General features: G+C 72.0%; 19 protein-coding genes and 1 tRNA gene. 5 read left to right on the top strand and 15 right to left on the bottom strand.

Translation table 11 applies throughout. The features are described from left to right. Positions 1-5: 5 nt before the first annotated feature. A complete protein-coding gene (locus AC3X7R_RS07725) occupies positions 6-1,025 on the bottom strand; it encodes a zinc-dependent alcohol dehydrogenase family protein (protein WP_489964999.1) in 1,020 nt (339 codons plus the stop codon). Between the two features lie 198 nt (positions 1,026-1,223). On the opposite strand from AC3X7R_RS07725, the gene AC3X7R_RS07720 reads away from it, so the two are divergent. Next, a complete protein-coding gene (locus tag AC3X7R_RS07720; protein ID WP_489964998.1) occupies positions 1,224-2,594 on the top strand; it encodes a calcium-binding protein in 1,371 nt (456 codons plus the stop codon). A gap of 177 nt (positions 2,595-2,771) precedes the next feature. On the opposite strand, the gene AC3X7R_RS07715 is transcribed toward AC3X7R_RS07720, so the two are convergent. From AC3X7R_RS07715 to AC3X7R_RS07690, 6 genes are all read right to left on the bottom strand, one after another. After that, a tRNA-Met gene (locus tag AC3X7R_RS07715) sits at positions 2,772-2,845 on the bottom strand. Between the two features lie 51 nt (positions 2,846-2,896). Further along, positions 2,897-5,770 (bottom strand): UPF0182 family membrane protein, encoded by a 2,874-nt coding sequence (locus AC3X7R_RS07710; RefSeq protein ID WP_489965138.1) that lies wholly within the window; start codon positions 5,768-5,770, stop codon positions 2,897-2,899. Positions 5,771-5,841: 71 nt separating this feature from the next. After that, positions 5,842-6,405 (bottom strand): PPA1309 family protein, encoded by a 564-nt coding sequence (locus AC3X7R_RS07705; protein WP_489964997.1) that lies wholly within the window; start codon positions 6,403-6,405, stop codon positions 5,842-5,844. Next, a complete protein-coding gene (locus AC3X7R_RS07700) occupies positions 6,402-7,454 on the bottom strand; it encodes a YlbL family protein (RefSeq protein ID WP_489964996.1) in 1,053 nt (350 codons plus the stop codon). Before AC3X7R_RS07700 ends, AC3X7R_RS07705 begins: the two co-directional genes overlap by 4 nt. A gap of 26 nt (positions 7,455-7,480) precedes the next feature. After that, the gene (locus AC3X7R_RS07695) at positions 7,481-7,738 is read right to left on the bottom strand and encodes a hypothetical protein (protein ID WP_489964995.1); all 258 of its coding nucleotides are present in this window, start codon (positions 7,736-7,738) and stop codon (positions 7,481-7,483) included. A gap of 59 nt (positions 7,739-7,797) precedes the next feature. Next, positions 7,798-8,229 carry a molybdenum cofactor biosynthesis protein MoaE gene (locus AC3X7R_RS07690; protein WP_489964994.1) on the bottom strand — a complete coding sequence of 144 codons (432 nt, stop codon included), beginning with the start codon at positions 8,227-8,229 and terminating at the stop codon, positions 7,798-7,800. An 87-nt stretch (positions 8,230-8,316) separates the two neighbouring features. On the opposite strand from AC3X7R_RS07690, the gene AC3X7R_RS07685 reads away from it, so the two are divergent. Both AC3X7R_RS07685 and AC3X7R_RS07680 read left to right on the top strand, forming a co-directional pair. Then, complete coding sequence (locus tag AC3X7R_RS07685) at positions 8,317-9,729, top strand: zinc-dependent metalloprotease (RefSeq protein ID WP_489964993.1); 1,413 nt, start codon at positions 8,317-8,319, stop codon at positions 9,727-9,729. Beyond that, on the top strand, positions 9,726-10,343 hold the full coding sequence (locus AC3X7R_RS07680) for an NUDIX hydrolase (protein ID WP_489964992.1): 618 nt from the start codon (positions 9,726-9,728) through the stop codon (positions 10,341-10,343). Before AC3X7R_RS07685 ends, AC3X7R_RS07680 begins: the two co-directional genes overlap by 4 nt. On the opposite strand, the gene AC3X7R_RS07675 is transcribed toward AC3X7R_RS07680, so the two are convergent. From AC3X7R_RS07675 to AC3X7R_RS07660, 4 genes are all read right to left on the bottom strand, one after another. Further along, positions 10,277-10,810, bottom strand: a complete 534-nt coding sequence (locus AC3X7R_RS07675) for a M48 metallopeptidase family protein (RefSeq protein WP_489964991.1) — start codon at positions 10,808-10,810, stop codon at positions 10,277-10,279. The genes AC3X7R_RS07680 and AC3X7R_RS07675 overlap by 67 nt on opposite strands. Before the next feature lie 9 nt (positions 10,811-10,819). Then, a complete protein-coding gene (locus AC3X7R_RS07670) occupies positions 10,820-11,857 on the bottom strand; it encodes a PHP domain-containing protein (RefSeq protein WP_489964990.1) in 1,038 nt (345 codons plus the stop codon). 319 nt (positions 11,858-12,176) lie between these two features. Then, entirely contained in the window at positions 12,177-13,640 is a 1,464-nt protein-coding gene (locus tag AC3X7R_RS07665) for a Vgb family protein (protein ID WP_489964989.1), read from the bottom strand. Between the two features lie 72 nt (positions 13,641-13,712). Continuing rightward, a complete protein-coding gene (locus AC3X7R_RS07660) occupies positions 13,713-14,543 on the bottom strand; it encodes an enoyl-CoA hydratase/isomerase family protein (protein WP_489964988.1) in 831 nt (276 codons plus the stop codon). Between the two features lie 177 nt (positions 14,544-14,720). On the opposite strand from AC3X7R_RS07660, the gene AC3X7R_RS07655 reads away from it, so the two are divergent. Together AC3X7R_RS07655 and AC3X7R_RS07650 are read left to right on the top strand one after the other, a co-directional pair. Further along, the gene (locus AC3X7R_RS07655) at positions 14,721-14,879 is read left to right on the top strand and encodes a DUF5679 domain-containing protein (RefSeq protein ID WP_181312372.1); all 159 of its coding nucleotides are present in this window, start codon (positions 14,721-14,723) and stop codon (positions 14,877-14,879) included. 137 nt (positions 14,880-15,016) lie between these two features. Beyond that, positions 15,017-15,841, top strand: a complete 825-nt coding sequence (locus tag AC3X7R_RS07650; RefSeq protein WP_489964986.1) for a hypothetical protein — start codon at positions 15,017-15,019, stop codon at positions 15,839-15,841. Positions 15,842-15,935: 94 nt separating this feature from the next. Here AC3X7R_RS07650 and AC3X7R_RS07645 read toward each other — a convergent pair whose 3' ends face one another. The 4 genes from AC3X7R_RS07645 to AC3X7R_RS07630 form a co-directional block, all read right to left on the bottom strand. Next, on the bottom strand, positions 15,936-16,280 hold the full coding sequence (locus AC3X7R_RS07645; protein WP_489964985.1) for a hypothetical protein: 345 nt from the start codon (positions 16,278-16,280) through the stop codon (positions 15,936-15,938). Beyond that, positions 16,172-16,462 (bottom strand): WhiB family transcriptional regulator, encoded by a 291-nt coding sequence (locus AC3X7R_RS07640; RefSeq protein WP_489964984.1) that lies wholly within the window; start codon positions 16,460-16,462, stop codon positions 16,172-16,174. Before AC3X7R_RS07640 ends, AC3X7R_RS07645 begins: the two co-directional genes overlap by 109 nt. Before the next feature lie 125 nt (positions 16,463-16,587). Next, a complete protein-coding gene (locus AC3X7R_RS07635; protein WP_489964983.1) occupies positions 16,588-16,794 on the bottom strand; it encodes a hypothetical protein in 207 nt (68 codons plus the stop codon). Between the two features lie 148 nt (positions 16,795-16,942). Then, a complete protein-coding gene (locus AC3X7R_RS07630) occupies positions 16,943-18,997 on the bottom strand; it encodes an ATP-dependent DNA helicase UvrD2 (protein WP_489964982.1) in 2,055 nt (684 codons plus the stop codon). Positions 18,998-19,103 lie beyond the last annotated feature (106 nt).

Below are 19,103 nucleotides of genomic sequence, written 5' to 3'. Positions count from 1 at the left end.
CGCGGTCACGGCGTCAGCAGCACCTTGACGGCGCTGCGCTGGTCCATCGCGCGGTAGCCGTCGGCCGCCTTCTCCAGCGGCAGGGTGAGGTCGAAGACCTTGCCCGGGTCGATCTCGCGGTCCCAGATGAGCCGGATCAGCTCCGGTAGGTAGCGCCGCACCGGCGCCGGCCCACCGTGCAGGTGGACGCCGGCCATGAAGAGCTCGTCGCCCGGGATGGCGACGTCGTGGGAGACCCCCACGAAGCCGACGTGCCCGCCGGGCCGGGTCGAGCCGATGGCCTGCATCATCGCCTGCTGGGTGCCGACGGCCTCGACCACCGAGTGGGCGCCGAGCCCATGGGTGAGCTCCTTGATGCGCGCCACCCCTTCCTCGCCACGCTGCTCGACCACGTCGGTGGCGCCGAACTCCCGGGCCAGGGCCTGCCGGTCCGCGTGGCGGCTGAACGCGATGATGCGCTCGGCGCCGAGCTGCCTGGCGGCCAGGACGGCGAGCAGGCCGACCGCCCCGTCACCCACCACCGCGACGGTCTTGCCGGGCCCCGCCTCGGCGGCCGTGGCGGCGAACCATCCGGTGCCGAGCACGTCCGAGGCCGCCATCAGCGACGGGATCAGCTCCGGGTCGGGCGCCCCCGGAGTGGCGACGAGCGTGCCGTCCGCGAGAGGGATGCGGGCCAGCTCGGACTGCGTGCCGATCATGCCCATCGGCACCCGCCGCACGCAGTACGCCTGGTAGCCGGACCGGCAGATCTCGCAGGTGTTGTCCGACGCCCAGAACGAGCCGACGACGAAGTCGCCCACCTTGACGGTGTGGACGTCGGAGCCGACCTCCTCGACGGTGCCGATGTACTCGTGCCCCATCACCTGGTGGTCGACCGGCTCCGCGCCCCGGTAGGGCCACAGGTCGCTGCCGCAGATGCAGGTGGCGGCGAGGCGGAGGATCGCGTCGGTGGGCTCGATGATCCTCGGATGCTGGCGATGCTCTACCCGCACCTCGCCCGGACCCTGCATGACTACCTGGCGCATCGCGTGCACTCCTCTGCCTCGGCCCTCGGGTCTCGCGGTGGCGACGGCGCCGCCCTCTCCAGTGAACGCCCGCGCGCCCGGATCTGTCGATCCTGGCGACGCGTCACCCTGCCTCCAGTCGGCAGCAACCTTTCGTTCCGCTGCCGAGTCTCACTCCACGTCCCGGCAAGACCCGCCACACCTCCAGGAGCACATCCCATGCGAATCCCCTCCCACGCCGTGATCGGTGTGGCCGCCACCTTGTACGTCGCGACACTCGGCGTCGGGCCCGCCCAGGGTGTGAACGGCGCCAGCGCCCCGGTCCAGACGTGCGACGGCGTGGTGGCCACGATCATCGTTCCGCCCTCGTCGGGTCCGGCCTCGTGGGTGGTCGGGACGCCCGGCGACGATGTGATCGTCGGGACCGAGGGTGGAGACCTGATCGACGGGGCAGGTGGCGACGACACCATCTGCAGCCTCGACGGCGCCGACCAGATCCGCGGCGGCCCGGGCAACGACCGGCTCTTCGGCGGCGGCGACCTCTGGAGCGACGACTACTGGGGCGACGTGATCCAGCCTGGCCCCGGCGACGACTACGTCGACCTGGAGTCGGAGGTCGGCCCCGCCGGCCTCGACCCGTCCGAGTGGGTCTACTCCGACAAGGTCTCCTACGCCGACGCCCCCGGACCGGTCACCGTCGACCTGGGTGCACTCACCGCCACCGGGGACGGCCACGACACGTTCGCCCCGACCCCGGCCGACAGGTACACCGGGATCATCGGCTCGCCCCACGACGACGTCCTCCTCGGCGGACCCGCGCACGACCAGATCCTGGGCGGCGGTGGGGACGACGTGATCACCGGCGGTCCCGGCGACGACGAGCTGGACGGCGATGCCGTCGGCGACCCGCCGATGAGCCAGGAGGCGCCCGCGCCGGTGCCGGGCGACGACGTGATCAGCGGCGGTCCCGGCGACGACGTCGTCTCGGGGGGTCACGGCACCGACCGGATCAGCGGCGACGCGGGCGACGACTTCGTGGCCGGTCAGCGCGACTCGGTCGACTCCTTCCTCCTCGGCGGCCCGGGCGACGACCTGCTCGCCACGGTCGCCGGCACGGTGACGCGAGGCGGGTCCGGCGACGACGTGTTCCGGGTGGAGATCGAGCGGGACCGGCCGGGCCAGCCGACGCGCACCCTCGCCGGAGGCCAAGGCAGGGACCGGGTGGACTTCCACACCTACGGCGGTCGTCAACGCCCCTACGACATGGTGATCCACGTGCCGAAGCGCCGGATCACCCAGCACGGCCGTGTGCTGGCGAGGCTCACGGGGGTCGAGAAGTTCCTGCTCACCGGCAACACCGCTCCGGGGCGGGCCACGTTCCGCGGGGGACCCACGCCCGAGCTGTTCCGGGTGTACGCCTACGGGTTCCCGGTACGTGCCTTCGGAGGCGGCGGCAACGACGTCCTCGTCGGCGGCAACCGCAACGACCTCCTGCACGGCGGCCCCGGCCGGGACCGGCTCGACGGACAGAGGGGCAGCGACCGTTGCCTGGCCGGGGAGCGGCTCACGTCGTGCGAGCGGCGTCGCTGAGTGCGGGGGGACGGTGGTGTGGGGCCGTGACTTCCAGCCGCCCCCTGGCGTACGGCGTCTTCCTGGCCGAGCTCCCGGAGTCGGGCACCCAGGAGTTCAACGGGAAATCTCTAGGCCAGCGCCAGAAATTGCAACAAGGCCTGACCGGCGTTTCCGCAGGTCAGGCCTTGTTCCTTGTAGCGGGGGCAGGATTTGAACCTGCGACCTCTGGGTTATGAGCCCAGCGAGCTACCGAGCTGCTCCACCCCGCGTCGGTGAACAGAACAGTACGTGATGCGCGGGGTGGAGCCAAATCCGGGGGGTCAGTTCCCGGCTTCGTAGAGCTCGGAAGCCTCCTCCACCAGGGCCTGCGCCTCGTCCAGCGCCTCGGCCCACGCGACGGTGTCACCCTCGCGCTGAGCCGCGTTGGCCTCCTCGAACTTGGCTGCGGCCTGGTCGAGCAGCCGGCGCACCTGCTGGCTGACCGAACCACCCTCCTCCGGAGGCGTCTCCCCCTCCTCCGGGGTTCCCTCCTCGGGCGGCGGTCCGGCGGACTCCGCGTCCTCGACCCCCAGCACGTCGGCGATCGCGCCGCGCAGGGTGGTGTCGATGCCGACCTGCCCGCCGTAGGAGACGAGCACGAAGCTCAGGATCGGATAGGCGGACTCCGAGGTGTCGCGCGCCGCGTAGAGCGGCTGCACGTACATCAGCCCGTTGCCGACCGGCATGGTCAGCAGGTTGCCGTAGCGCGGGTTGATCCCACCCTGGTCGAAGGAGAAGAGCTCGTCTCGGACCTCTTCGTCCGAGGCGATCTCGTTGGCCACCTGGGTCGGACCGTTCGTCCGCTCGTCGGCCAGCTCCAGGGCCTGGATCTTGCCGTAGTCGTCACTGGTCGCGTCGGAGTTGACCGAGACGAACGCCGCCAGGTTGCTCTTGCCCCGCGGCACGTAGACCGAGGAGAGCGACCAGACCTGGTCGTCGGTGTCGCTGGCCTCCGACTCGTCGCCGAGGTCCTCCCCCGCCGCGCGCTGCGGGTTGAGGAAGAAGCGGTACGGCGGCTGCAGGTTGCCGTCGGAGTTGGGGTCCTCGGGAACCTCCCAGCGGTTGTTCTCGGCGTACCAGTCCTTCGGGTCGGTCACGTGGTAGCGGGCGAGCTGGTAGCGCTGCGCCTTGAAGAGGTCCTCCGGGTAGCGCAGGTGAGCCCGCAGGGCGTCCGGGATCTCCTCCTTGTCCTGCACCACGTCGGGGAAGACGCCGCGCCAGGCCTTCAGGATCGGGTCCTCCTCGTCCCACTCGTAGAGCTTGATGGTGCCGTCGTAGGCGTCCACGGTCGCCTTGACCGCGTTGCGGGCGTAGTTGATCTCGTCCGTCGGCAGGGTCTGGAAGCCGGGCGCCTGCTGCAGCGAGTCGTCGGTCATGTCCTCGAAGGACTCCCGCTGCGACATCGGGTACTGGTCGGTGACCGTGTAGCCGTCGAGGATCCACTGGATCCGGCCGTCGATCACCGCCGGGTAGGGGTCCGCGTCGACGGTCAGCCAGGGCGCCACCTTCTCCACCATGGTGCGCGGGTTGCGGTCGTAGAGGATCTTGCTGTTCTCGTTGACCCGCGAGGAGAGCAGGATGTTGGGCTCGCCGTACTTGATGGCGTAGAGCACCTGGTTGAAGAGCCCGCCGACGGAGACCCCGCCCTCACCGTCGTAGGTGGTCGTCTGGCTGGTGTCCTCCTCGCCGCGCGGCAGGTCCAGCTCGAGGTCGCGACCGTCGGCGTTGCCGACGATCGAGTACGACGGGCTCGACTCGCCGAAGTAGACCCGCTGCTCGTAGCCCTCGGCCTCGAGCTCGGTCAGGGCGCTCTGGTTGTCCTCCTGGCCCTCGGCCCACTGGATGCCCGAGGCCTGGTTGCGGTTGTCGCCCGGACGCTGGTTGGCGTAGGCGGCGATCATCCCGGTGCCGTGCGTGTAGACGGTGTGCAGGTTGGACCAGTTGCGGGCCGAGTCGGCCAGCCCCTCCTGGTCGAGCTCGCGCACGCCGAGCACCACGGCGCGCTCCTCACCACCGAGGAGGTAGCGGTCCACGTCGAGCACGTCGGCCACCGAGTAGTAGGCACGGACCTGCTGCTGCTGCTCGAAGGTCGGCCGCACCAGCTGCGGGTCGACCAGCGGGACCGAGGAGGTCTCCTCGTCCAGCGTGGGCAGGTCGGCCTCGAGGTCGGGGCTGCTGGTGTAGCGGTTGACCTCGACGCCGTCGATGTCGTAGGCGGCGCGGGTGGCCTCGATGTTCTTCTCGATGTAGGGCGCCTCGCGGTCGGCCTCGCTGGGCGAGACCTGGAACCGCTGGACCACGCCGGGCCAGACCAGGCCCAGCAGGATCGCCGAGAGGGCCAGCAGCGCCACCCCGACGGACGGCAGCACCCAGGTGCGCCGCCAGATGTTGAGGAAGAAGAGCAGGGCGCAGATCGCCGCGATCCACAGCAGGATGTTCTTGGCCGGCAGCACCGCGTTCTCGTCGGTGAAGCCCATGCCGGTGAAGAGGTTGCCGTCCCGGTTGAGCAGGTCGAAGCGGTCGAGCCAGTAGTCGACGCCCTTGGCCAGCACGAAGAGACCCAGCAACGCGGAGAACTGGGCCTGGGCGGCGGGGCTGAGCCGGTCACGGCTGACCTGGAGCTTGATCCCGCCGTAGAGGTAGTGGACGACTGCGGCCGAGAGCAGGCCGAGGATGGCCACGGCCATCACGAAGTCGGTGAGGAAGTGCCACCAGGGCAGGTCGAAGACGTAGAAGCCCACGTCACGCCCGAAGAAGGGGTCGGTCTCGTCGAAGGAGACGCTGTTGCGCCACAGCGCGTACTGGCGCCACTGCCCGGCCGCCGAGGCCCCGGCGAAGAGGCCGATCACCACCGAGACCGCCGCGAGCAGCCACCCCTTGACCGGGGTGACCGCCTCCCGGTAGCGGTCCAGGCTGTCCTGCTCCAGCGAGCTGGGGCGGAAGACCGGTCGGAAGCGGTAGGCGAGGTACATGTTGAGCGCGACGACGCCGCCCATCACCAGGCCGAAGATCGCGAAGAGCGCCACCCGGGTCCAGACCAAGGTGCTGAAGACGCCGTCGAACCCGAAGGAGTCGAACCAGAGCCGCTCCGTCCAGAAGGCGGAGAAGGCGGTGAGCGCGAGGAACAGCACCAGCAGGATCGCAGCGGTGATCACCAACGCCCGCGATCGCCTCGGTGCCGCCGAAGGCTGCGCCGGAGGTCGGGCCGACTGGCCGAACATTCCACTCACTTGGTCTCCTCTTCCTCGAACGTGCTAGCGAGCAGCGCGATGAGTCCCGGCACCAGGTCGGTGCCCGGGACCACCGCCTGCGGGTCGTCGTGGGCGCGCAGTCTCATCGCGCAGTATCTCGAACCGCTGCGGGTGACGCCCGCGACGAGGCGCACCTCCTGGCGCAGCGGGTGGTTGCGGGCGAACTCGCCCGCCTCGACCGGGTCCTCGGGGATCGTCTCGTCCACCTCTGGCGGGAGCACCAGGCGCTCCAGGACGACCGCGGCCCCGTCGACGGTCTCCGGCCAGGCGATCTCCTCGAGCAGCTGCTCCAGCGGCTGGTCGCTGCGGCCCGGCTCCTGCTCCACCGGGGTCAGGGAGCCCTGGGCGGACTCCTCGTCGAGACCCATCACGCGAGCGAGCTCGGGCTCGTTGGCCACGATGCGGGCGGTCTCGACCAGCGCGTAGAGCCTGGCCGGCTGGTCCCAGCCCTGCTCGGCCGCGTGGGACTCGATCTCCAGCACGGCCGCCGCCAGCGCCGGGTCGGGGACGGTCGTCTGGTCGGTTGACTGCTCGCTCACGCGGAGCTCCTCTCACAGCTGGGCAGGTCGGCGTCCGGGTCCTCGACCCAGTCCTCGATGGCCTCCAGGGCCGAGTGGACCGAGTCCGTCCGGACCAGGCGCATCTCTCCGGCCTCGGCACCGAGTGCCTCGTCGCAGTTGTCCGGCGGCACCAGGAAGAGCTTGGCGCCCACCTCCCGCGCCGCGGCGATCTTCTGGGCGATGCCGCCGATCGGCCCGACGGCACCCTCGGCGTCGACCGTGCCGGTGCCGGCCACGACCTCTCCCCCGGTCAGCGACCCCGGGGTCAGGGTGTCGTAGACCGAGAGGGCGAAGAGCAGACCGGCGCTCGGGCCCCCGATGTTGGAGTCGACCTGGACCGAGACGTCGAAGGGGAAGGCGTAGCCGGGGCCCGGGGTGATGCCCACCCGCTTGTCCCCGTCGACCATCGTGGGGGTCACCTCGACCGTGCGCCGCTCGCCGTTGCGCTCGACCACGAACTCCAGCGGCTCCCCCGCCTTCGCGGCGTCCACCGCCTCCACCACGTCCTGCGGCTCGGTGATCTCGCGACCGCCGACCTCGAGCAGGATGTCGCGGACCTGGAGCCGTCCGGCCGCGGGCAGGTCGTCGCTGACGTCGAAGATCTCCACCACCTGCTCCACCTCTTGTCCGAGCTCCCGCAGGGCCACCGCGATCGCGGTGTCCTGGGAGGAGACCATCTGCACCGCCCCTTGGCGCTCGGACTCCTCGGCGGTGGTGTCGGGCGAGTAGACCGCGTCGTAGGGCAGCACGGCGGCGTCGTCGTCGAACCACGCCTCCACCACCTCGAAGATGTTGACGTTGGCCTGCGGACGCGAGACGTAGACGGTCGTCAGCCGGAGCTCGCCGTCGTCGCGGTAGGTCTTCTCACCGGAGACCTGGACCAGCTCCTGTCCGTCGTCCTCACCGAGCACGTCCACGGTGATCCCCGGCTCGTAGGTGACGTAGGGCAGCGGGGTCAGCAGGGCCGCCGCCCACAACGCGAGGAGCAACGGCACGGCGAGGATTCCCGCCAAGGTCCGCTGACTCATGGCGCAACCCTCTCAAACCGCGGCAACTAGGAGACGCGTCGGGTGGAATCTGCCGGCGGCGGGGCCTTCCGGGCCTGCCTGACCGCGATCCCGGTGCTGCGGTCGCGCTGGCGACCGGTCGGCGTCGCCGGGGTGGGACGCTCGCGGGAGAGCTCGCGCGACAACCGCTGCAGCGCCACCTCCCGGTCCACCTCGCCGCGGCCCTCGCGACCGAGCCAGCCGACCCAGAGCATGGCCAGGCACGTCACCGCCAGGGACGGTGCCAGCCACCACAGGATCTCCACGTCCGCCAGCCTAGGCACCCGGGCGGCGCAGCGGGGCCAGGCACGCCGCGTGCCGGCCCTCAGGGCGTGCCCACCCACTCCTCCGCACCGTCGTCGAACCGCTGGTGCTTCCAGACCGGCACCTCGTTCTTGAGGGTGTCGATGAGCGCCCGGGAGGCGCGGAACGCCTCGTCGCGGTGGGCCGCCGCCGCGGCCACGACCACCGCGAGGTCGCCGATCTCCAGGGTGCCGACGCGGTGCACCGCCGCCACGGCCAGCACGTCGTGCTCCGCGGCCACGCGCTCCGCCACCTCGCGGAGCCGCTCCAGCGCACTGGGGTGGGCGGAGTAGTCGAGCCGTTGGACCCCCTTGCCGCCGTCGTGGTCGCGCACCCGTCCGACGAAGAGCGTGAGCCCTCCGGCCGCCGGGTCGTCCAGGGCCGCCAGCACCTCCGCGACGTCCAGCGGGGAGTCGCGCAGGTCGACCAGGCGCACGGCGGAGGCAGCACTCACCCGCCCACTCTAGGGCGAGGCGTCGCCGGCAGGCGGGACGGCGCGCTCCCGGGAGCCCGCGCTGGGCGGGCCGAGTAGCCTCGGAGCATGAACGACACCCCAGGCCAGTCCGGCGAAGGCGACGAGAACCCGTTCAAGGGCACGCCGTTCGAGCAGCTCTTCGGCGCCCTGGGCGGCAACCTGGGCAACCTCGGGAACTTGGGCAACCTCGGGAACCTCGGTGGCGGCCCCGGCGGCGGTCCCGGGGGCGGCATGCCCGACCTCGCCGCGCTGATGAGCCAGCTGCAGGGGCTCATGCAGCCCTACGACGGCCCGATCAACTGGGAGTACGCCACCGACACGGCGCGCAAGACCGTGGCCCGCGCCCCGGACCCCTCGCCCACCCAGCAGCAGAAGGACGCCGTGGCCGACGCCGTCCGGCTCGCCGACCACTGGCTCGACGAGACCACCGACTTCCCCTCGGGGGTCACCACCGCGACCGCCTGGAGCCGGGCGGAGTGGATCGTGGAGACGACCCCGGTGTGGAAGCGACTCGTGGAGCCCATCGCGGGCTCCGCTGTCGAGGCCCTGGGCCAGGCGCTGCCCGAGGAGGCCCGCGCGATGGCCGGACCCCTGCTGGGGATGCTGAGCAAGGCGACGGGTGCCATGGTCGCGACCCAGGTCGGGCAGGGCATCGGCGCGCTCGGCGGTGAGGTCTGGGGAGCCACGGACGTGGGGATCCCGCTCGCCGCTCCGGGCCGCGCGGCGCTGCTGCCCGCCAACATCACCGCCTTCGCCGAGGGGCTCGGGCTGTCCCACGACGACGTGCTGCTCTACCTCGCCCTGCGCGAGGCCGCCCACCACCGCCTCTTCGCCCACGTCCCCTGGCTCGCCGACCACCTGATCGGCGCCATCACCGACTTCGCTCGCGGCATCGAGATCGACACCTCCGGCATCGAGGAGCAGCTGCGCGGGATGGACCTCAGCGACCCCTCGTCGATGCAGCGTGCCTTCGAGGGCGGTCTCTTCGACCTCTCCAGCTCGCCGCGGCAGAAGGCCGCGCTGGAGCGCCTCGAGGTGACCCTCGCGCTGGTGGAGGGCTGGGTCGACGAGGTGGTCGGCCAGGCCACCGCCGAGCGCATGCCCGCCGCCGCCCAGCTCCAGGAGGCCGTCCGCCGCCGCCGTGCGACGGGTGGCCCGGCGGAACAGACCTTCGCCTCGCTGGTCGGCCTTGAGCTGCGTCCCCGCCGGCTGCGCGACGCCTCGACGCTGTGGGGGTCGCTGCGCACCCGCCAGGGCCCCGAGGCCCGGGACGGGGTGTGGATGCACCCGCACCTGCTGCCCACGGCCGCCGACCTCGACGACCCCCTGGGCTTCCGTGAGGACGCGGTGCCGGTCGCCGAGATCTCGGAGGAGGAGTTCGACGCGGGGCTGCGCGACCTCCTCGAGGGCCCTGGCGACGCCGGCGACCCCGGCGACGCCGGCGACCCCGGGGACCCCGGCGACGCAGCGAAGGAGTGAGTCTCCACACCGACGCGGTGGCCACCCTCGAGGCGTGGGTGCCCGAGCCGGGACGTCAGGAGGGGCTGCGCCGCCGCTACCTCGAGCACCTCGCCGGTCACCGCGACGGACTCGCTCGGGAGTGCTTCCCCGCCCACCTGACCGCCGGCGTCCTGGTGCTCTCCGCCGACCTGGAGCGCGTCCTGCTCAACCTGCACCGCAAGGCGGGCCGCTGGTTCGCGTTCGGCGGGCACTGCGAGCCGCAGGACGAGACCCTGCACGGGGTGGCCCTGCGCGAGGGCCTGGAGGAGTCCGGACTCCCTGCCCTGCGGATCGACCCGCGCCCGGTCCACCTCGACGAGCACACCGTCGGCTTCTGCGATCCCCGCGGCGACGTGCGGCACCTGGACGTCCGCTTCACCGCGCTGGCCGCCGACGACGCCGTCCACGCGACGAGCGCGGAGTCGCTGGACGTGCGCTGGTGGCCCGTCGACCGGCTCCCGGACGACCTCGAGGACGAGATGCGCGAGCTGGTCTCCCGCTCCCGCACCAGGTGGAGCGGGCCGGGTCAGTCGACCAGGCCCTCGCTGCCGGGCGGGTCCACCTCGGCGGCGGCCGACCAGCCGAGCAGGTAGCCCCGCGCCCGCTCGGTGCGCGGGTAGCGGTTGACCCAGGCCCAGAACTTCTCGTCGTGCCCCGGCTCCAGCAGGTGGGCCAGCTCGTGGACCAGCACGTAGTCGATGACCCAGGTGGGCATGCCCTGCAACCGGACCGAGAGCCGGACCGACCGGTCGCCAGGGCTGCACGAGCCCCAGCGCGAGCGCTGGTTGCCCACCCACCGCACCGACGCGGGCTGGGCCAGCCCGCCGAAGTACTCGTCGTTGAGCTGGGTGGCCCGCACCAGCAGCTGCTCGTCCGAGGGCCTCTTGCGGGCCTCGGAGCGCTCGAGTCGGGCGATCATGTCCTCGACCCAGCGGGCCTCGTCCCGCTTGCTCATCGTGGCGGGGATCAGCACCACGATCCGGTCACCGTCCCGATAAGCCGAGACGGTCCGCCGTCGCCGCTTGCTGCGGCGCACCTCGACCTCCCCCACCGTTCCCATGGCCGCACGCTACTGGCTCGCCCAGGAGAGCAGGCGCTCCTTGGGCCACGTGTTGACGATCCGGTCCGGGTCGATCCCGGCGGCCTCGGCCCGCTCGCAGCCGTGGTCGAGGAAGTCGAGCTGGCCCGGGGCGTGGGCGTCGCTGTCGATGGAGAAGAGGCACCCGAGGTCTCGGGCGAGCTCCAGGAGTGCCGTCGGCGGGTCCCGCCGCTCCGGTCGGCTGTTGATCTCGACCGCCACTCCGTTCTCGGCACACGCCTCGAAGACGGCCCGGGCGTCGAACCGGCTCTCGGGGCGCACCCCGCGGCTCCCGGTCACCAGGCGCCCCGTGCAGTGGCCCAGCACGTTCATCAGCGGGTGCGCGGTCGCCGCCACCATCCGGCGGGTCATCGCGTCGGCGTCCATCCTCAGCTTGGAGTGGACGCTGGCGACCCTGACGTCGAGGCGCGCCAGCATCTCGTCGGTCTGGTCGAGCGACCCGTCGTCGAGGATGTCCACCTCGATGCCCTTGAGCAGGGTGAAGCCCGACCCGCCCAGGTGGTCGTTGACCGCGTCGACCACCTCGAGCTGGCGGGCCAGCCGCTCGGCGGAGAGACCACGCGCGACCTTGAGCCGCGGCGAGTGGTCGGTGAGCACCAGGTACTCGTGCCCCAGCTCGATGGCGGTGAACGCCATCTCCTCGATCGGGGAGCCCCCGTCGGACCAGTCGGAGTGGGAGTGCAGGTCGCCGCGGAGCGCCGCCCGCAGCTCGCGCCCTCCCGGCGCCAACGGCCCGGCGCTCTCCTCCAGCGCCCGGAGCCGGGCCGGCCGGGTGCCGCGCCAGGCCTCCTCGACCACCTTCGCGGTGCTGGCGCCGATGCCGGGGAGCGAGGTGAGCGTGCCGGCGCCGAGGTGCTCCGCGAGCTCGTCCTCGCTCAGCTGGAGCAGGGTCGAGGCCGCGGACCGGTAGGCCTTGACCTTGTAGGTGTCCTCCCGGGCGCGCTCGAGCAGGAAGGCGATCCGGCGCAGGGCGGCCACTGGTCCCGCGTCGTACTGCTGATCGCTCACCGTCTCTCCTCCACAGGCTCGGTCGCCTCATCCTGACTGGTCAGGACGGTGCCGCGGCCGCCCGCCGGGCGTGTCCTGCACAGGATCGTCCCAGTGCGGCGCCCGGTTCTCCACAGTTCTCCACCGGTTTCCACAGGTTCCTCCACAGGTCCGTCCCAGTCCGGAGGGGTCAGTCTGGACGGGATGGTTGACCTGTCGGCGGAATCCCTCCTAGCGTGGGGGCAGATGAGGCCCCCGGCCCATCCACGGGACGTTCGCAAGGGGAAGGCACGCGTTCCGTGGAGGGCAGGGGGCCTCTTCCTGTGACGGAGATGCTCCGTCAGCGGCGCAAACGGATCGTCCGGTCCCGCACCGCCTCGTCGGTCGTGCTGATCAGGGAGGCGCGGACCTTGACCGGCTTGCGGGAGACAGCCTTCTTGCCGGCCTTGTTGAGCCTCAGGACGACGGCCCGACTGCGGCCCGGCTTGACCTGGTAGCGGGTGGAGGCGCTGAAGGGCTTCGCCTTCTTCTTGTGCCGCAGCACCGCAGTGCCGCGGCACGGACCACCGGCGGACTTCGGGCAGGACACGGGCACCCGCACCTTGTTCTTCCGCACCCGCAGCGGCTTCTTGCCCGCCGCCACCTTGCCGACCGCCTTCGCCGGCGCCGTCGGGGTGCCTGGAGGCTGGGTGCCGGGCGGCTGGGCACCGGGCTCCTCGAAGACCGAGCCGGTCCCCACGTCCACGTTCGTGGTCTGGAGGTCGGAGGGGTGCACCCGCACGAGGGAGTTGTTGGCGGAGTCGGTGAACCAGAGGTAGCCCTGCTGGTCGAAGGTGAGGTGGTTGCCCACGTACTCCCCGACCTTCGTGATCGCACCCTTGCCCTGGGCGTCGAGGTGTCCGATGCCCTTCCCGACCCCGCGGTTGGCGAACCACATGGCACCGTCCGGGCCCTGGACCAGTCCGGCCGGACCGGTGCGGGAGCCGGTCTCGAAGATCGTCGTCTGGCCGGTCGCCTGGTCGATCCAGCCGACCTGGCCGTAGGCGGGGCTCGTCAACCAGCTGGACGAGTAGCGGGAGAACCACATCGAGCCCACGGGGCCGGCGGCGAGGGAGCGAGTGTCCATGGCGTTCGGGGGCAGCGGGTAGGTCATGCCGCCGCTCGCGTCGGCGTTGAGCAGGATGAGCTTGTCGCTCCCGTCCTCGCACCACATCCCACCGTCGTGGGCCCGGGCGAGCAACCCGTCGCAGGGCGGGGCGTTCTCCGCCCAGACCGAGCCTCCGTCCGGCAGGATGCGCGCCACCCCGTTCTCGTCGTAGCTCATGGTGATCCACGGGACGCCGTCCGGGCCCATCTCGACGTCCTTGCCGTAGGGGTAGGGGCCGAGCGAGTAGGCGGTCGCGTTCTGCAGGTCGGGGTGGAGCCGCAGTGCCCGCCACCCGGAGTCGTAGACCACCCAGACCGAGCCGTCCGCAGCGACCGTCAGGTCCTGGACCCGGCCCTCCCCGGTGGTCGTCTCGCCGAGCCCGAACTCGGTGACCACGCCCGCCGGGGTGATCCGGCCGATCTTGTTGGCGGTCTCCATCTCGAACCACATGTCACCGTTGGGAGCGGTGACGATCTTGTCCAGCCCGGCCGCGCTGGTGTTCACGCCGAACGCCGTGTAGATCCCGGAGCGCTCCGCGACCAGCCGCGACGAGTCGGCCTCCAGGCGGAAGGTCTCCCCCGGCCTCGGAGCCGGCACGCGCTCGCCCGCGACGCTCGGCGAGCCCGTCAGCACCACGCCCATGGTGCCCACGAGCACGCTTGCCAGTGCGATGGCCGCCGTCCGGACCGTGCAGAGCTGTCCCAATGGAATCGTTCCCCCCGTGTGTAGTCAGACGCCACGGAAGCGCGGCGACCTCTTCTCCTGGGCGGCCCGGATCCCCTCGTGCAGGTCGGCGGTTGCCATGGTGACCGGCTGGGCCAGGGCCTCCCAGTTCAGGGCACTCTGCCGGTCGGCATGGCCGCCGTCAAGGAGCGCCAGCTTGGTCAGCCGGGTGGCGAGCGGCGCCGCGGCCGAGACCTGCGCGGCCGTCTCGAGCACGGTCCCCAAGAACCCGTCCTGCTCGATCACCCGGGAGACCAGTCCGAGCCGCAGCGCCTCGTCGTCCTTGACCAGGCGACCGGTCAGGAAGAGGTCGCGGGCGGCCGCCAGCCCCACCACCTCGGGCAGGAGGAACGTGCCGGCCATGCCCGGGTGCAGCCCGAGCTTGGTGAAGGGCACCCCCATCCGGGCACCGGCCGCGGCGTAGCGGATGTCGCAGGCCAGGGCGAGGCAGAGGCCGGCTCCGATGGCCGGCCCGTTGATCGCCGCGATCGTCGGCACCTCCAGCGCGCGGACGGTGAGCCAGGCCCGGTAGAAGGGCAGCATCCGGTCACGGAGCCGGTCGACGCTCGCGTCGGGGTCGCTCGCGAGCCAGTCCAGGTTGCCTCCGGAGCTGAACGCACTCCCCTCCCCCGTGACCACCACGACCCGCACCGAGCGGTCGGCGGCCAGCTCCTCGATGGAGGAGACCCACGAGGCGGTCATCTCGTCGGACATCGCGTTGCGCTGATCGGGGTTGTCCAGGGTCAGCAGCACCACGCCGTCGGAAGGCCTGGAGACGGCCAGGTGCGGCAGGCGACGGGGCTGGGAGGAGACAGTGGCAGGGGTCACGTCAGGCATGGGGGCAGGGTACGCAGATCACACCCGCTCCAGGCTCGACGGTGTGCCGTTCACGCCTGAGCCCACGCGTGGCGTAGGGTTTCGAACGGTTTGGGGCCCTTAGTCCCCAGACTCCGGCGGGCTTCCCCGAATCCCCCGTCGCGACGACCGAGAATTCTCATAGGCAAGGAGGCCGTCATGGCGGAGACCTGGAGCGGCGAGTTCTACTGCGTCAAGTGCAAGGAGAAGCGCGAGGCGGAGGGCGAGGTCAAGGTCAACGACAAGGGCACCCGGATGGCGAAGGCCGTCTGCCCTGAGTGTGGCACCAACCTCAACCGCATCCTCGGCAAGGCGTGATCAACGCCCCCCTGCGGTGAAACGGACGGCGTCGCCCCTTCGGGGGCGGCGCCGTTCGTGCGTCCGGAGGCTTCCGGCGACCGGGAACCTGTGGAGGGACGCCGACACCCGGGCGACGGAGGTGCCACGCTCGGGAGATGAGCCTGCCCGACCACTCGCTGCCCTATCGGCTGCGCCGGGGCGTCCCGGTCCTGCCGCGCGCCCACGGGATGGTCCAGGTCGGGACGGACCCCGACCGCCGGGTGCTGCTGACCCGGGCACCGGCGATCGACGAGCTGCTCTCCCAGCTGTCGCGCGGCGCCGGAGAGCCGACCGACCCAGGGCTTCGGGCCGTGCTGGCTCGCCTCCTGGCGCGGGGACTCGTGGTCGACGAGCCCGAGCGCACCCACCGTCTGCGGTCGCGGGCCGAGGCGCGGATCAGCCTGCTGGGCCCCGCCGGGTGGTGCGCCGACCTGGCTCTGCTCCTGGGCACCCACGGCCTGGTCCAGGTCGCCCACCGTGCCCCCGACGGCGCGGCGGCGCCTGACACCCCTCCCGCCGACCTCACCGTCCTGCTGAGCGTGGGAGAGCCGTCCCGGGAGCTCGTCGACGTGCTCACCTACTCCGGCGACGCACTCCTGCTGGTCGCGGCGATCGACGCCCGGGTCCGCGTGGGGCCGTTCGTGCTGCCGGGCTCGACCGCCTGCCTGCGTTGCGTGGACGCCCATCTGGCCGTCATCGACCCGGCGCGCCCCGCGCCGCCCGATTCGCTCCTCCCCGGAGAGGTCGACCTCCCGCCGCTGCTCCTCCACCACGTGCTGGTGCGCACGGTGGCGGAGTCGGCGGCCTGGGCCGAGGGCAGGCTCCCCCGGACCTGCTCGGCCACGACCTGGATCGACGAGGACCTGGTCGAGGAGCACCAGGAGTGGTCCCGGCACCCGCACTGCGGGTGCAGCTGGGGGGATCTCCTGGCCCTCGGCTGACGCGGTGCCGCGGCCGACCTGGCCGGACGCGGCCGAGCCGGTCCCGAGTCACTCGGGACCGGCTCGGCGTCCCCGGCGAGTCGCCGGGCGGCGGTCAGAGGGCGCGAGCCAGGGCCAGGCGGGCCTGGCGTGCCGCGCGCTCCGCCTTGCGGCTCATCCGGCGCGCCATGGCGACCCGGTGTCCACGCCGCATCTCGTGCGCCTCTCCCAGGCGCGCGGTCATCTGTGCGCGTGCCATTTCCTCGTACATCAGATTCATGTCGCTGGTTCCGTTCTTGATGGTGTTGTTGCTCATGAACGTGTGGGTGCTCCGTGTCTCGTGCGGAGGGCTCAGGCGGCGACGCCGTCGTCCTGCTGGTTCTTCCGGGGCCGGCCGCGGGGCCTCTTGCGCGGGATGACGACTCCTTGGAGGAAGAGCTCGCCTCCCCAGACGCCCCACGGCTCTCGGCGCTCGAGGGCACCCTCGAGGCAGGTCGCCCGAGCCGGGCACGCCTGGCACAGGCTCTTGGCGCGCTCCACTTCGGCGGGCGACTCCGCGAACCAGAGCTCCGGGTTCGCGGTCCGGCACGGGGCCGCTGCCGAGGAGAGCTCGGCCGGGTGGTCGAGAACGCTGATGGTCATGTGATGTCACCTCCTTCACTGCTGACCTGGTCGCTGACGGGCTGGAGACCCGGGGTCCGCGGGAAACAGAAAGGCCGCGGATCCCGGTGGGGATCCGCGGCCTGGAGGTGCCGGCTGTCGATGACTCAACAGGTCGGTGGTCTCCAGGCGGTGGTCCCAGGGAGGGCTCGGTCGACGGCAATCGCCACGACGGCGTCGAGCGCCCACGTGCCGCCACCGAGGTGGCGATCGCGCACGACGACACCGGTGCCGCAGGCGGCAGCGACGGAGACGTGGGTGGGCATGCCGAAGGACGGCTTCTGGGCCGTCGTCGAGAGAATGTTCTTGATCATGCGTTCCACCTCCTTCACTGCCTCGGGCGCCGACCCTGCCAGGGTCGTGAGCGCGGTTCTTGGTATGACGAGTAAACTAGCCCGCCACCCGCGTAATGGGCAATTGATTTAATGGGCCTTTCCGAGATTTCTCTGCGGCCACGCCCGGTCAGCCCAGCAGGGCCCGCAGCTCGGCGCCGTAGGCCTCGATCTTCTTCGCGCCGACCCCGGCGATCGCGAGCAGCTCCGCGTCGTTGGCCGGACGCTTCTCCGCGATGAGCTGGAGGGTCGCGTCCGTGAAGACGACGTACGCCGGGACCTCGTCCTCGCTGGCACGGGTCCGCCGCCACTCGCGCAGCGCCTCGAAGAGCTCCTCGTCGTAGGAGGCGGGACAGTCGCCGCACCGGCCGACCTTCTTCTCCGCCGCGTTGGAGAGCGGACGACCGCACTCCCGGCAGTGCAGGGCCTTGCGCGTCTTCCGGGCCTTGGGGCCCGTGCGGGCACCCCCGCCCTCCGCGCCGTCCGCGGGCCCCACGACGGCATCGAGGAAGCGGGACCGCTTGCGGCTCGCCCGCCCGCCGGGGTTGCGGGCCTGGGCCCAGCTGAGGAAGAGCTCACGCCGCGCGCGCGTCATCCCGACGTAGAGCAGGCGACGCTCCTCCTCCACCTCCGTCGGGGACTGGGCGTAGACGATCGGCAGCGTGCCCTCGACCAGCCCCACCAGGAAGACCACGTCCCACTCCAGCCCCTTGGCGGTGTGCAGGGTCGCGATCGTGACGCCCTCGGCGACCGGGGCGTGCTGCTCGCTGGCCCGGCGGTCGAGGTCGTCGACGAAGGCGCCCAGGTCGGGCACCTGCTGTCCGGCGAACTCGACCGCCTGGTCGACCAGCGCCTGCAGGGACTCCCACCGGTCGCGCGTCTGGCCCCGGGCGGTGGGTGCCTCGGCCGACCACCCCATGCCGGAGAGGGTCGCCCTGACCACCTCGACCATGTCGCCGGGGTCGGAGGTGCCCGCGCGGGCCGTGCCTCGCAGCAGGGTGACGGCCTGCCGCACCTCGGCACGGTCGAAGAAGCGGGCCGCGCCACGGACCACGTAGGGCACTCCCCGGGCCGCCAGGGCGTCCTCGAACGCCTCGGACTGGGCGTTGATCCGCATCAGGACGGCCACCTCGCTGGCCGGCGTCCCCGACGCGAGCACCCGCGAGATCCGCTCGGCCACCGCCGAGGCCTCGGCGACCTCGTCGGAGTGCGTGGTGCAGTCGACGCGCGCTCCGGACGGCCGCTGGGCGACCAGGTCGACCCCCTTGCTGGGCGTGCCGGCCAGCAGCGCGTTGGCGGCCGTGATGATCTCGGGCGTGGACCGGTAGTTGCGCACCAGCTCCACCGAGGTGGCCCCCGGGAACCGGGAGCCGAAGTCACGCAGGTAGTCGGCGTTCGCGCCGGCGAAGGAGTAGATCGTCTGGGCCGGGTCGCCCACGACGCAGAGCTCGTCGCGACCCCCCAGCCACAGGTCCAGCAGGGCGTACTGGAGAGGCGAGACGTCCTGGAACTCGTCGACCACGAACCACTTGTACTGGCGACGGACCTGCGCGGCGACCCGCTCGTCCTCGGCGAGCATCCCGGCGGTCAGGAGCAGCACGTCCTCCATGTCCATCCGGCCGTGGCCGCGCTTGACCTCCTCGTAGGCGTCGTAGACGTGCGCCACCGTCTCCGGGGTGAGGTCGCCGACCTGGCGTCCCCGGCGCGGCGCGGTGCGCGGGTAGTCGTCGGCGGAGACGTTGCTGACCTTGGCCCACTCGATCTCGGAGGCCAGGTCGCGCAGCAGCGCCTGGTTGGGGCTGAGCCGCTGCCGCCGTGCCGCCGTGGCGAGCAGCCCCAGCTTCGACTCCACCAGGTTGGGCAGCTCACGCCCGTGCACCCGCGGCCAGAAAAAGCGCAGCTGCCGCAAGGCCGCGGAGTGGAAGGTCCTCGCCTGGACCCCCGGCGCCCCCAGCGTGCGCAGCCGGCCGCGCATCTCCCCCGCCGCCCTGGTGGTGAAGGTGACGGCGAGGACCTCGGTCGGCGCGTAGGTCCCGGTGGCGACGCCGTAGGCCATCCGGTGGGTGATCGCCCGCGTCTTGCCGGTGCCGGCTCCCGCGAGCACCCGCACGGGGCCGCGGAGCGCCTCGGCGACCCGGCGCTGCTCGGGGTCCAGGGCTGCCAGCAGGTCCTCGGGGGTGGGCACGCGGGAACATCTCCTGGGATGGCGGGACGGAACGGGCACGAGCCTAGACGGCCGGAGCGACAGGCTCGCGATCCCTGCACAGGGCCTTGCACAGGGCACTGCACCG

The organism is Nocardioides sp. Z22_16, assembly GCF_058134365.1.
This window is presented reverse-complemented; position numbering and strand designations above follow the sequence as displayed.

Bases quoted from the DNA above. Each gene is read 5' to 3' on its own strand.
- AC3X7R_RS07725 (WP_489964999.1), bottom strand. From the start codon at position 1,025: ATGCGCCAGGTAGTCATGCAGGGTCCGGGCGAGGTGCGGGTAGAGCAT.
- AC3X7R_RS07720 (WP_489964998.1), top strand. From the start codon at position 1,224: ATGCGAATCCCCTCCCACGCCGTGATCGGTGTGGCCGCCACCTTGTAC.
- AC3X7R_RS07700 (WP_489964996.1), bottom strand. From the start codon at position 7,454: ATGAGTCAGCGGACCTTGGCGGGAATCCTCGCCGTGCCGTTGCTCCTC.
- AC3X7R_RS07685 (WP_489964993.1), top strand. From the start codon at position 8,317: ATGAACGACACCCCAGGCCAGTCCGGCGAAGGCGACGAGAACCCGTTC.
- AC3X7R_RS07675 (WP_489964991.1), bottom strand. From the start codon at position 10,810: ATGGGAACGGTGGGGGAGGTCGAGGTGCGCCGCAGCAAGCGGCGACGG.
- AC3X7R_RS07660 (WP_489964988.1), bottom strand. From the start codon at position 14,543: ATGCCTGACGTGACCCCTGCCACTGTCTCCTCCCAGCCCCGTCGCCTG.
- AC3X7R_RS07655 (WP_181312372.1), top strand. From the start codon at position 14,721: ATGGCGGAGACCTGGAGCGGCGAGTTCTACTGCGTCAAGTGCAAGGAG.
- AC3X7R_RS07650 (WP_489964986.1), top strand. From the start codon at position 15,017: ATGAGCCTGCCCGACCACTCGCTGCCCTATCGGCTGCGCCGGGGCGTC.
- AC3X7R_RS07640 (WP_489964984.1), bottom strand. From the start codon at position 16,462: ATGACCATCAGCGTTCTCGACCACCCGGCCGAGCTCTCCTCGGCAGCG.
- AC3X7R_RS07635 (WP_489964983.1), bottom strand. From the start codon at position 16,794: ATGATCAAGAACATTCTCTCGACGACGGCCCAGAAGCCGTCCTTCGGC.